At 38.6% G+C, this 12,185-nt stretch carries 14 protein-coding genes; 10 read left to right on the forward strand and 4 right to left on the reverse strand.

The genetic code is table 11. The annotated features are described in order from the left end of the window. Positions 1–350 precede the first annotated feature (350 nt). A complete protein-coding gene (gene ppc / locus J7E37_RS10105) occupies positions 351–3,113 on the forward strand; it encodes a phosphoenolpyruvate carboxylase (protein WP_214779249.1) in 2,763 nt (920 codons plus the stop codon). A 179-nt stretch (positions 3,114–3,292) separates the two neighbouring features. Here the strand turns inward: ppc and J7E37_RS10110 are convergent, their stop codons facing one another. Beyond that, a complete protein-coding gene (locus tag J7E37_RS10110; protein WP_214779247.1) occupies positions 3,293–3,754 on the reverse strand; it encodes a hypothetical protein in 462 nt (153 codons plus the stop codon). A gap of 117 nt (positions 3,755–3,871) precedes the next feature. Between J7E37_RS10110 and J7E37_RS10115 the strand changes: the two genes are divergently transcribed. The 3 genes from J7E37_RS10115 (at position 3,872) to J7E37_RS10125 (ending at position 5,382) form a co-directional block, all read left to right on the forward strand. Beyond that, the gene (locus J7E37_RS10115; RefSeq protein ID WP_214779245.1) at positions 3,872–4,153 is read left to right on the forward strand and encodes a hypothetical protein; all 282 of its coding nucleotides are present in this window, start codon (positions 3,872–3,874) and stop codon (positions 4,151–4,153) included. A 58-nt stretch (positions 4,154–4,211) separates the two neighbouring features. Continuing rightward, positions 4,212–4,817 carry a CBO0543 family protein gene (locus tag J7E37_RS10120; RefSeq protein WP_214779242.1) on the forward strand — a complete coding sequence of 202 codons (606 nt, stop codon included), beginning with the start codon at positions 4,212–4,214 and terminating at the stop codon, positions 4,815–4,817. Between the two features lie 244 nt (positions 4,818–5,061). Continuing rightward, complete coding sequence (locus J7E37_RS10125; RefSeq protein ID WP_214779240.1) at positions 5,062–5,382, forward strand: MGMT family protein; 321 nt, start codon at positions 5,062–5,064, stop codon at positions 5,380–5,382. Positions 5,383–5,451: 69 nt separating this feature from the next. On the opposite strand, the gene J7E37_RS22070 is transcribed toward J7E37_RS10125, so the two are convergent. Continuing rightward, the gene (locus J7E37_RS22070; RefSeq protein ID WP_251009597.1) at positions 5,452–6,060 is read right to left on the reverse strand and encodes a DUF3231 family protein; all 609 of its coding nucleotides are present in this window, start codon (positions 6,058–6,060) and stop codon (positions 5,452–5,454) included. 31 nt (positions 6,061–6,091) lie between these two features. After that, positions 6,092–6,457: a DUF3231 family protein gene (locus J7E37_RS22075; RefSeq protein ID WP_251009598.1), complete on the reverse strand. Its 366-nt coding sequence runs from the start codon at positions 6,455–6,457 to the stop codon at positions 6,092–6,094. A gap of 364 nt (positions 6,458–6,821) precedes the next feature. On the opposite strand from J7E37_RS22075, the gene J7E37_RS10135 reads away from it, so the two are divergent. From J7E37_RS10135 to J7E37_RS10160, 6 genes are all read left to right on the forward strand, one after another. After that, positions 6,822–7,505 (forward strand): Na-translocating system protein MpsC family protein, encoded by a 684-nt coding sequence (locus tag J7E37_RS10135; RefSeq protein WP_214779239.1) that lies wholly within the window; start codon positions 6,822–6,824, stop codon positions 7,503–7,505. A 637-nt stretch (positions 7,506–8,142) separates the two neighbouring features. Further along, positions 8,143–8,538, forward strand: a complete 396-nt coding sequence (locus tag J7E37_RS10140; RefSeq protein WP_214779238.1) for a flavoprotein — start codon at positions 8,143–8,145, stop codon at positions 8,536–8,538. A 48-nt stretch (positions 8,539–8,586) separates the two neighbouring features. Beyond that, positions 8,587–8,964: a DUF454 family protein gene (locus J7E37_RS10145; RefSeq protein ID WP_353050006.1), complete on the forward strand. Its 378-nt coding sequence runs from the start codon at positions 8,587–8,589 to the stop codon at positions 8,962–8,964. A 181-nt stretch (positions 8,965–9,145) separates the two neighbouring features. Beyond that, a complete protein-coding gene (locus J7E37_RS10150) occupies positions 9,146–10,087 on the forward strand; it encodes a ring-cleaving dioxygenase (RefSeq protein WP_215023796.1) in 942 nt (313 codons plus the stop codon). A 52-nt stretch (positions 10,088–10,139) separates the two neighbouring features. Continuing rightward, positions 10,140–10,745, forward strand: a complete 606-nt coding sequence (locus tag J7E37_RS10155) for an alpha/beta hydrolase (protein ID WP_214779235.1) — start codon at positions 10,140–10,142, stop codon at positions 10,743–10,745. 179 nt (positions 10,746–10,924) lie between these two features. Further along, positions 10,925–11,623 (forward strand): aspartate/glutamate racemase family protein, encoded by a 699-nt coding sequence (locus J7E37_RS10160; RefSeq protein WP_214779371.1) that lies wholly within the window; start codon positions 10,925–10,927, stop codon positions 11,621–11,623. Positions 11,624–11,702: 79 nt separating this feature from the next. Here the strand turns inward: J7E37_RS10160 and J7E37_RS10165 are convergent, their stop codons facing one another. Beyond that, positions 11,703–12,068: a cyclic-phosphate processing receiver domain-containing protein gene (locus J7E37_RS10165; protein WP_214779233.1), complete on the reverse strand. Its 366-nt coding sequence runs from the start codon at positions 12,066–12,068 to the stop codon at positions 11,703–11,705. Positions 12,069–12,185: the final 117 nt, after the last annotated feature.

Genomic DNA, 12,185 nt, shown 5'->3' on the forward strand with positions numbered 1-12,185 from the left:
GGAAAAAGAAGTAAGGAATACTTACACTTATAATTAGTTATTTACCAAGGGTCTTTTCTCAAACATTGTAGCAATTGGCTGCAAAATAGGATTGAATGACCTATTTTTCTTCGCAAAGTAGACTCTTTTGTGAGAAAAGAGCAGGCAAACTTAATACCGACCTGCGAATGAAGTTTATAACACGTTAAAATCGACTTTAGGATTTTAACAACAAACTTTACGAAAACAGCCTTAACCAAAAAGAAAAAAACGGATAATACCATTTAATATGCTTATTATTTCACATTCTAGGTACTTTTATGATATATTAATATTTAAAATATTCTTACAAGTAATAGGAAGGTGACAAAATGACATCAGGAATTGAAGTGAATGACAGCAGTATGCCATTACGCAGGGATGTGAAGATGCTTGGAAACATCCTTGGAGATATTCTCGTATATCATGGCGGAGTGGAGTTATTTGAAAAAGTAGAAAAAATACGTGCGATGTGCAAAACGCTCAGAAATGAACATGATCGCGATACATATCCTGCTTTAAAAGAGGAGATCGCAGGTTTGTCCGTTCCAATGAGAAAAAATGTTATCAGAGCTTTTTCAGTATATTTTCATTTAATCAACGCAGCAGAACAAAATCATCGGATCCGCAGGCGCCGCGACTATCTGCTTAAGTCTGAAATCAGCGCACAGCCAGGCTCTATCGAAGCAGCCATCCTTTCATTGAAAGACAATTATATATCCTCTGATATCATCCAAAATGTACTAAATACCATTTCTTTAGAATTGATTATTACAGCCCATCCTACGGAAGCCACCAAGCGTTCAATCTTGGAAATCCAAAAAAGGATTGCAGATATCCTTAAAAGTCTGGACAATCCTATCCTATCCCGGAAAGAGCGTGAAAGGATTGAGGAAAGCCTGTTCAATGAGGTTTCTGTCCTGTGGCAGACTGATGAATTAAGAGACCGCAAACCTACTGTAATTGATGAAGTCAGGAACGGACTTTATTATTTTGACCAGACCCTATTCGATGTGCTGCCTGAAATCCATCAGGAAGTAGAAACCAGCCTTAAGGATCATTATCCAGAACATGAATGGAAAGTACCTCACTTCCTCCGTTTTGGATCATGGATCGGCGGCGACAGGGATGGAAACCCAAATGTGACTCCGGATATTACGTGGGAGACATTGCAAAGACAGAGACGCCTGGTGCTTAAAAAATATAAAGCTGTTCTGGTTGATTTGATGAAGCGCTTCAGCCATTCAACAACAAGAGCAGCTGTCAGTGATGAGCTAATGGCATCTGTCATTAAAGATGAGGGAAAATATTTAACAAATGATCAAAAGTGGAATATTGAGGGCGAGGTCTATCGCCGTAAATTTGCTGTTATCATTCAAAGGCTTAAGGAAGCTGGAAAATCAGATATCGGCTATAAATCATCAGAGGAAATGCTTGAGGATCTTCTTGTGATCAAACGAAGCATCTATCAGCACCATCCAGTGCACCATGAGCTTAAAACTTTGCAAAAGCTGATTCGGCAAGTACAGCTGTTCGGATTCCATCTTGCTACACTGGATATCCGAAACCACAGCGGTGAACATGAAGCAGCAATCGCAGAAATACTGAAAAAGGTCGGAATCGCTCAGCATTACCCATCACTTACTGAAGATGAAAAACAGGAATTACTTGTCAAAATTCTTGAAGATCCACGTTCATTGCTCCTCCTTCATGAGGATTATTCAAAAGAGACGCAGGAAATGCTTCAAGTTTTTGAGATGATCAAGCGTGCGCACAATGAATTCGGGAAACGTTCAATCTCCGTTTATCTAGTGAGTATGACTCAATCAGCGAGCGACCTGCTAGAAGTGCTAGTCCTTGCAAAGGAGGCCGGTATATACAGACTCCATGCCGATGGTACATTCGAGACCGATCTGAACGTCGCTCCATTACTCGAAACAATCGATGATTTGACAGCTGGCCCTAAAATCATGGAAACCTTATTCAAACTGCCAATTTACCGCAACCATTTGGAAAAAATGGGCGACGAGCAGGAAATCATGCTTGGGTACTCAGATGGAAGCAAGGATGGGGGAACATTGACAGCCAACTGGAAGCTTTACAAAGCCCAGCTGGAGATCAATGAAATGGCGAAGAAATATCAAATCGGCCTTAAGTTCTTCCATGGCAGAGGGGGTTCTCTCGGCCGTGGAGGCGGTCCATTGAACAAGAGCCTGCTTTCCCAGCCTGTCGAGACACTTGGACAGGGAGTCAAAATTACCGAGCAAGGTGAAGTCTTATCTTCTCGTTATCTGTTGAAGGATATTGCCTATAGAAGTCTCGAACAGGCAACCTCAACTATGATGAAGGCAGCAGCCAATGTATTGAAAGAATCAGAGCAAGGCCACCTGCGTGACCAAAGATGGGTAGATGCCATCGAGCAGATTTCTGCCGTTTCTTTAAGGAAATATCAGGCGTTAGTGTTCGAGGATCCTGATTTCATCTCCTATTTCAATCAGGCTACACCATTGAAAGAGCTTGCTGAATTGAATATCGGTTCACGTCCGATGAGCCGTAAAAACAGTGCCAAGTTCGAAAATCTTCGTGCGATTCCTTGGGTATTCGCCTGGACACAAAGCAGACAGCTTTTCCCGGCCTGGTATGCGGCTGGAACAGGCTTGCAGAGCTTCGTACAGAAAAATCCAGAGAATTTGAAAGTCTTACAGGAAATGTATGAAGAATGGCCATTTTTCCGAAGTACGGTTGATAATCTTCAAATGGCTTTAATGAAAGCGGATATAACTACTGCACAGGAATACACTTCACTTGTGGAAGATAAAGCAATTGCTGACCGTATCTTTGGCAATATTCTGGAGGAATATGAACGAACCAAGAACATCCTTCTGCAGATTACAGAGGATGAGGAACTTCTTGACCATACACCAAATATCAAAGATTCAGTCCATAGACGAAATCCATATGTCGATCCCCTAAACTTCATTCAGGTGGAATTGATTAAAGAGCTTCGCAAGGATGAGAATCCGGATGATGAATTATTGACTCAGGTTTTATTAACAATCAGCGGCGTTGCTGCTGGACTAAGGAATACTGGTTGATGTAAAGAAGAAGTCCCAAAAGTGATTTTTTGGGACTTCTTTATCTTTATTTTGTGGAACCATTTTAGAAGGTCGAGCCAGGAGCTTGTCTCCTGCTAAAATCAGGTTTTTTAATAAGATGAAGGGAATTTAAAGCGTGAAATCGTAAATTAAAATTCTTCAAGTCTTAAGATCATTTTTCAGCCAGGCAGTTTCAGTTGCCGTTCGAACGTAATATGAGTTAAAATTTCATGGTTAAGTGTTTTAGCCATCTTCATGGTAAGATTCAGTATTTTTCGGATGCCTTCCTGGTGCCCATTTTTGATAGCTAGACCATCACATTGTATTTCATTTTCTATATTAAGCTGCTGCTCAAGAACCGGGAAATCAATATGACCCAGTTCATGCCAGATAATCGCTTCTTTTATATCTTTGTCTGCACAGAAATTTGGATAGTCATATACCACGATGAACCAATCGAAATCAGCTTCAAATGATTTATAAAAAAGTGTCAGAATCCGTGAGTCGATATCCCATAAATCAAGCCATTTGGCACTCCTGAATCCAAACACATTTAATACGGCTTCCTTATTTTCGATAATCGCAATTCTCCCATTGACCGAGTACTTCTCCTGATCTAAAAGTTCACCGATGCACTTCAAAAATATCCTCCTCAATATGAAACACCTGTTATTATTGTTAAATATATTTGGTATTGTTAAACAACATGAGTAAAATAAAAAAAGGAAGAAAAATGATCAGAAGGGAGGAAGCTGTGAATGCTCTGTTCACATAGATACTTAAAAGTGGATCGCAGAATTGAGGATAATGAGCAAGTTTATATTGAAAACGAACAATTCATACGGATGTATCATGACAGGATCACCACTGCTTCTGACATTTTTCATCTACATGACATTTTAGATATTACATTCAAGAAAATGTCAGGGATGAAAGGGTTTCTTTATCTGCATACAACAAGAGGAGTGTATTCCTATTTTACGAATACAAAGCCTGATCAGTTTATCGAGTTATATAAAGAAATAAAGCATCAAAATTAGTTGAAATCTACATATTAAAGAGCAAAAATCACACTCTATATACAAAGGGTGTGATTTTATGCTTTCATTAGTTTTTTGCGCAATTGGATACCAATTGAATGATTATATGATTATAAGCTCTATCTCGCTCCAGGAACTATTGGATGCTGAGGAGAAATTTCATAAAGTATTAAGGACGTACTGGTATGAAAATAATTTCCTAACCTATAAATGGTGGTTTTTGGTGGTTCTTTCCATCGTCCCGGCAATTGTCTGGTGGGTACAAGTTGATAAAACGAGTCTGATTGAAAATACAGCCTACGGCTTATTCTATGGTGTTACAGCCATCTTCCTGGATTCAATCGGAAGCAACGCTATGGTATGGACATATCCGGTCAGGCTCACTCCGTATTTAAATCCGCAGCTATATCCATATGATGTGGGGGTCGTGATAATCCCTTTTATGATGGTCTATCAAAAATTCAGTATGTCATTTAAAAAGTTTTTTTTCGCTACAGGTGTGTTATCCCTTTTCCTGGCTTTTGTTGCAGAACCTTTCATGGTGTACCTGGGGATTTATAAAGAAATTACCTGGAAACACATTTATTCATTTCCGATTTACTGGTTAATAGGACTAATTTGCTGGGCAATCATAAAAAAATTTAAATCTTATTCTTCTATATGATAAAAATAAAAATCCCTGGCTTAAGGTTAGGGATTTTTATGATATATTTGTTTTGAAGAGGCTCATTTCTCAAACTTTGTTGCTATTGAATACTAAATTGGATTGAAAAACCTATGTTTCTTCACAAAATTAAAGCTAATTATGAGAAAAGAGCTTGCATACTTAATACCGACCTGCAAAATGGCTTTTGATCACGTTAAACAATCTTTACGAAAACAGCCTTTGTAGAAAAGGAAGTGGAATAATGACCAGCTTTACTAATAACGTTATAAGAATCATTCAGGCAATCCCAAATGGGAAAGTTATGACATATGGGCAAATAGCAAAAGCGGCTGGAAGCCCAAGATCCGCAAGACAAGTTGTCCGAATACTCCATTCGATGTCAGAAAAACATGGTCTTCCGTGGCATAGGGTAATTAATTCAAAAGGCGAAATTGGCTTCCGGGATGAAGAAATGTTCATTACACAGAAACTGTTGCTGGAATCTGAAGGAATCCACTTTAATACAGAAAGATCCCTGCCACTTAAGAGCTATTTATGGCCTATAGATTCAGAGCTTTATTAACGTAAAGAATTGGATAAGTTATTCAATGCATATATAGAAAAAACATCCATTGGGTGTTTTTTTTTGCAATTAGTTTTTTGAAAAATTTTGTCTGTCAATTGATAAAGGCGGTTGTTCAAGCCATTCATTAGCAACCAAGATATTGATCCCGTCTTCGGAATATTTAAGGATCTCTGCGTTCAATCGCGAATAATCAATCACAAGGTCGCTTCTTTGACTCTCTGAAATGGCAACGCCATAATTGCCTATACCAGCATAAATCATTACGCTGAAATGAAACATCATTAATTTATCTGAGAAAACTGGTACAGTTGATTCTGTGACTTCTGGTTCAATTCCGCCAGGCGCCGGAAGGGAATGCTTTTCTAAATAATCCCTAAAGACCTTAGTGTGTTTTAGAGCTATTTCCTTTCCTCTAATAAAATAATTACGTGCTTGCTTGTTTTGGGCTGTCTGAATGAAACCTGTTGACAGTGCGGCTCCTAATTGATCCGTTTCAATATTAAAGTGAAGATGAGTTACTTCTGTGCCAGATAATGCTCCTCTGCGGCCCAGACTCTCAAGGAAAAAGGATTGTTTTTGGATGAATTCCACCTTATCCGGATAAGGATTGAAGGGAGGACGTGTAGCCAGTCCCTTGTCCAGAAGGATCAATGTAGCCTTATTTTCCAGCTCCATTGAGGAGGTTAATGCCTTGAGTAAAAGCTTTTTATGTCTTTTGATATATATTTGGCAGCATCCTGCTGTAACCAGATAAACCGCCGCCAGCCATGTTTTTTATGTATTTTAAGTAAAGAATATCAGAAAACAATCTCTCAGCTTTAAGATTTACATCCTGATCAGTAAAACCATAAGGAACCGCTATTCGCTCATGAACAAATAATTCTTTAATAATCTCCACATGCTGATAAGACAAATCAAGTGCATGCTTTACCAGCCCTTTTACTTCAGAATCGTCTATATGCTGTAGGAAATACCTTAAAACGCAAATAGACATCGTATCTGACAGATAGGTTGTCCAAAGGTATGAAATCTCTGCAGCTGTCATCTTAATGGAATTATGAGTGCTATCCAAGATATTGAGCCCCTTTACTTTAGGCTGTTTACCTAAAGATTGTTATTAAAATCCTAAGGCCGATTTTAACGTAATATAAGGCATTTTGCAGGTCGGTATTAAGTTTGTCTGCTCTTTTCTCATAAAAGAGTCAACTTTACGAAGTTCAATCCTATTTTGTAGTCAAACAGCAACAAAGTTTGAGACAAGAGCCTTACTTAAAGATAATATGCCCGAAGCCAGCTTTGAATATAACGATAAACCTTTAATGTTTAATACATAAATCTGCAGTTTAGTTCTAAATTAAGTACGACGTATTCATGGTTTTGCCAGTACTGGATTAGGGAAGAGATAAAGAGGAGTAAATTACATAGTGAGGTATATTATGGAAATAGCAATGCTTGAAAAAGAAATCAGCGGATATATTGGGAAGATGTTAAGGGAGAATTTTGGCCGTGGGCCGGGTAATGTGTTTTGTACCATCTCGAAGCCTTTCGCATCCATCTATATTACCAACTTTTTGTCCCCGATGGAGAATACTCTACTAACTAATCACCAAAGCGTATATGTCCAAAAGACAAGAGATTTGATGATGGAAACCCTTGAAGAAGAAATCAAATCCTATATCGAATTGAATACACAAGATAAAATAAAAGAATTTTACTATGACTGGAATCTAGACGAAAAATCAGGAATGTTATTATTCATTTTTGAAAATGACCAGCCATATAATTTCGATGTATACGACAATAAAAACCTGGTTGAGGAAGAAACAATAGAATTAAGCATGGAAATTCAGAAAGCCCCAGAAGAAACCCACTCTAAGTTGCTTAATGAGCGGACTCTGATAATCATACGCCACGGCATACTAATTAGCCTGGAAAAAGAATTTATTCAATTAGGGTTTCAAGAAACGCTGAAGATTGCAAAAAGGAAGCTGGAAAAGAAAGTGATTACCCAGCATCAAAGTTCATATGAAAGGTACCTAAACGCAAAAATAACAGATTACTTTGTTGACTGGAATTTTGATAAAGACAAAAGTTACACTTTGTTTATACTAAAGTCCTGAATGAGGAGACTATTGATTTACTGATGATAAAATGCTATCATACTCAATAGGGTAAAGGTTAAAACTCTTAACCTTGCTTATTCGGAACCAGAACGTATTTTATAATGAATAACTAAATATATAAATCTGATAGCAATGGATGGGCATAGAACCAAACCATAAGTCAGAAAAGGATTAACGTGGATTAATCCTTTTCTGACTTTTTTTATTGCCAATTATTGGATAAAATGATTGGAAGGGAATGATCATATTAATATGAGTACAAGCAAACATGAAATAGGTTCATATATTGATGCTTTTGTACAAAAAAAGCATCAATTCCGCTCGGAAACTCCTAATACTATTAAGAAGAAAGAAATCGAGTCGTATATAGAAGAATATGCTGTAGAACATGGAATTGACTTCGATAAAAAGTCGGAGTCTACCAAAACTATTTACACCATTACCGTCGAAGGAAGAGAGACGATTGTGGAATTTTTCTATAGGTATAGCCATTACTATACTAGACATTCCATAACTCTTAAATAATTCTGCTGTTCCCCGGGGAGCAGCTTTTTTAGTTCTTTGCAATCGGAGGTATTGCTTTCATCATAATATTATAGGATAATTTTGTCATTGTTGTTAAAGGGGGATGGAAATGGAAGAGACATTTAATCGTTTTCTTGATGAATATCTAGATGTTTGGAAAAATTCTTCCTTGCCAGAATTACAGATGATGATTTCTGGTGAATACCAGGCAAGGGAAATTACAAATGGTAAAATATCTGATTTTGGGTATGATGAATCGATCAGAGGCTGGGAGCAGGGTTTTAATTTTGTCATAGGAAATAAGGGAAGCTGGGACCTAACAGTTATAGACAGCATAAAGATTAGGGAGCATGAGGTAATGGCAATTATCCTTGCCAGGCTGGTCCTCGACGGGAAAAGCATGGAGACTAGTAATCTCTTTTTTCAGACATTTACGTATGACTTTGGATGGAAGCTTATACGAAGTTATATAGAGGCTGGAATTCCTGTCAGCCAGTTTGAGTAGACAACATCTTGTATAATGCTTAATGAAAAAACTCTAGGGGGATACACGGTGAACATCGCAGTAAAGGCTATATTTATCATCATAGGGACACTTTCAATAATCGTGGGAGTGATCGGAATCGTGGTTCCTCTCTTGCCGACCACACCGTTGATCCTGCTTGGTGCAGCCTGTTATGTAAAGGCGTCAGACGAACTTTACCAAAAGCTAATCAGAAATAAATGGTTAGGCGGTTATATAAAGGATTTTCGGGAGAAAAACGGAATTACCTTAAAAAATAAGGTGTTAAGTCTTAGCCTGATGTGGATTTCCATATTGGGAACGATATTATTTTTTGAGGTCAATTTTTGGCTTGCGGCTGTCCTGATTGTCATTGCTGTTACGGTAAGCGCCTATATTTTATCTTTTGATACTATTTCAAGCAGATAGGCTTCACCCTTTTGTATTATTTGCTTCAATCGTATAGATAACCAAAGTAAAATCTGTATCGTATGGCAAGCTTGCTTAATCTCAGATTCTTGACATAAGCACTTTTAATTTATACAATTATCTTGAATTCGAGATATTTTGTCAGCATAAGCGGTTAACAGAAAGGCTGGTGTACAACACAATGAAGAAAATGACTGCCGGCATCCATCATATTTCAGCAATTGTAGGGAATCCACAAGAAAATGTTGATTTTTATGCGAGTATACTGGGCCTGCGTTTAGTGAAGAAAACAGTGAATTTCGATGACCCTGAGACCTATCACTTATATTTTGGAAATGAGCATGGAACACCAGGAACCATCATGACATTCTTTCCATGGTCAGGTTCATATAAAGGGAGAATTGGCGATGGTCAGGTTGGAATCACCACCTATATAGTGCCTTCAGGAGCTTTTGGCTTTTGGGAAAAAAGGTTGACGGCCTTCGGTATTGATTGGGTAAAAATGGACCGTTTTGGCGAACAATACTTGCGATTCGAGGATCCGCACGGTCTAAAGCTGGAGCTTGTAGAACGCGATGGCGCACACGAGAATACCTGGGAGTTTAACGGAGTTTCAAGAAATGAAGCGATTAAGGGGTTTGGAGGCGCTGTACTTTTTTCTTCCAATCCGCAGCAAACAGCAACATTGCTTGAAGATGTAATGGGCTTTGAACGTGTAAGTGAAGAAGAGGACTTCATCAGGTTTAATTCCACAGGAGAATTCGGGAATATCATTGACTTAAAATCAAGTACGGGCGTCCGTGGATTGATGGGAATCGGGACAGTACACCATATTGCCTGGAGAGCTGCTGACGATAAAGATCAGCTTGTTTGGAAAGAGCATTTAGAGGTACATGGTTATAGAGTAACACCAGTCCAGGACAGGAATTATTTCAATGCTATTTATTTCAGGGAGCACGGCGAAATTCTATTCGAAATAGCCACTGACCCTCCAGGCTTTGCCATTGATGAACCTCATGATAGGATGGGTGAAAGGCTCATGCTTCCACCAAAATATGAGACAAATCGTCCAGAGCTTGAAAAGTCATTAGTTCCAATTGAAGTAAACGAGTTAGATATATAGTAATGTACACTTTAGTGACTTTTGGCCATATTAAAATGTAAGGAGAGTTGATATGAAACATATTTATAAAAGAGGAAGTAATACATCCAAACCAACTTTATTATTGCTGCACGGAACAGGTGGAAATGAAAATGACCTGCTCCCTTTGGCGAATATGATTGACCCGGAAGCATCTGTGTTGAGTGTTCGTGGGAATATCCTAGAAAATGGGATGCCGCGTTTTTTCAGGAGGCTTGCTGAGGGGATATTCGATGAAAAGGACTTGATATTCCGTACGCAGGAGTTGCATGAGTTTTTGGCTGAAGCATCGGAAAAATATGATTTTGACCGCGATAACATTGTTTCGATTGGTTATTCAAATGGTGCCAATATTGCTGCCAGTCTGCTTTTCCATTATAAGAATGCCCTTAGAGGAGCAATCCTTCACCACCCTATGGTGCCGAGAAGAGGGATTGAGCTGCCAAATTTGTCAGGTACAGAGGTGTTTTTAGCTGCCGGCAAAAATGATCCAATTTGCTCCGCTCATGAGTCAGAGGAACTGAATATCCTATTGTCTACCGCCAATGCCAATATAGAAATGCATTGGGAGAGCAGCGGACATCAATTGACACTAAGTGAGGTAGAGGCTGCCAGGGACTGGTATAAAGGCAGATTTTAATTTTAGACATTAAAGGGAAATACCTTTAGACTGTAAACAAACTTTTCTGATTGGATTTTGTTTATAGTCTTTTTATTATTTCTGTCTCTTTTAAAAAACTTCATATTTATAATGTCTTTTTCATATGTTCATGGAACTATTAGCATAACGGGAAAAATAAAATTAAAGGATTGATCAATATAAAAACGATTGGAATGATCGGCGGTATGAGCTGGGAATCATCAGCTGAGTATTACCGGATATTCAATGAGGAAGTAAAGCGGCGGCTTGGAGGTTTGCATTCTGCCAAAATTATTCTTTTCAGTGTTGATTTTAATGAAATCGAAAGATGCCAAACAGAGGGCAGGTGGGATGACGCGGGGGAGATATTAGGCGAAGCGGCTTATTCACTGGAAAAGGCAGGAGCGGACTTTATCGTGATATGCACCAATACGATGCATAAAGTGATTGACCAAATATCACAGAAGACAAGCCTGCCAATTCTTCATATAGCAGAGGAGACTGCAGCACAAATCAAAAAGCTCGGGATTAAAAAAGTAGGCTTGCTTGGGACCAAGTACACGATGGAGCAGGATTTCTACAAATCAAGAATACAATCAGAAAATATTGAGGTGCTGATCCCGGACGAAAAGGATCGGGACCTAATTAATAAAACGATTTTCCATGAATTATGTCTCGGAACGATTTTGCCTTCCTCAAAGGATTCCTTTAAGAGGGTTATTGAGGGCCTCGCTGCAGAAGGGGCAGAAGGAATCATTCTGGGCTGTACAGAGATCGGCCTATTGATAAAGCAGGAGGATACAACAATTCCAATGTTTGACACCACTTTAATACATGCACATGGGGCTGTAGAAAAGGCGCTCGATCCCAGTATATAAATTCTGCTGCCAGAAGGAGACATCTCCTGAGCTTACCCAGATTCCCGTGATTTAAAGATAAATTATTCAGATGGGCAATTTATTTATTATAAATCGATAGCATTCGAGAAGTAAAAGGACGTAAGGGCATAGGACGTAAATGAATATTAATAGACTGAGGCATAAGGTAGTCAAGTTGAGCTTGTTTTAAAGAATGATACATAGCCTTGCCGCCAGTAGAATTTGCAGAGTGAATCGTGATCCGTTTGGCATAAAGTTGTTTATTGATCATAATCTTGACAAGCATTAAGCCATTTCTTACATGGCTGGTTAGATCATGATCCAGTGACAGATGATCAATATCATAATTATTTAGGAAGAATAGACACTCATCAATAGTTTCTACCAAAACATAACCTTCTGGGGGTTTACGGTAATCATCCAGGAAAACATTGATTTTCTCCATTTCCCGCACTCCTTTCAAAAAGGGGGTGACTAAGAAAAGTCGATCGCCCGAATTAAGTTCCCACTATCTAGAGCCTAACACACATTATGACTTAAAAGGACAATTTCAGCTTGGGAA

The sequence above is a fragment of the Bacillus sp. ISL-39 genome, from assembly GCF_018613295.1.
Taxonomy (GTDB): domain Bacteria; phylum Bacillota; class Bacilli; order Bacillales; family Cytobacillaceae; genus Mesobacillus.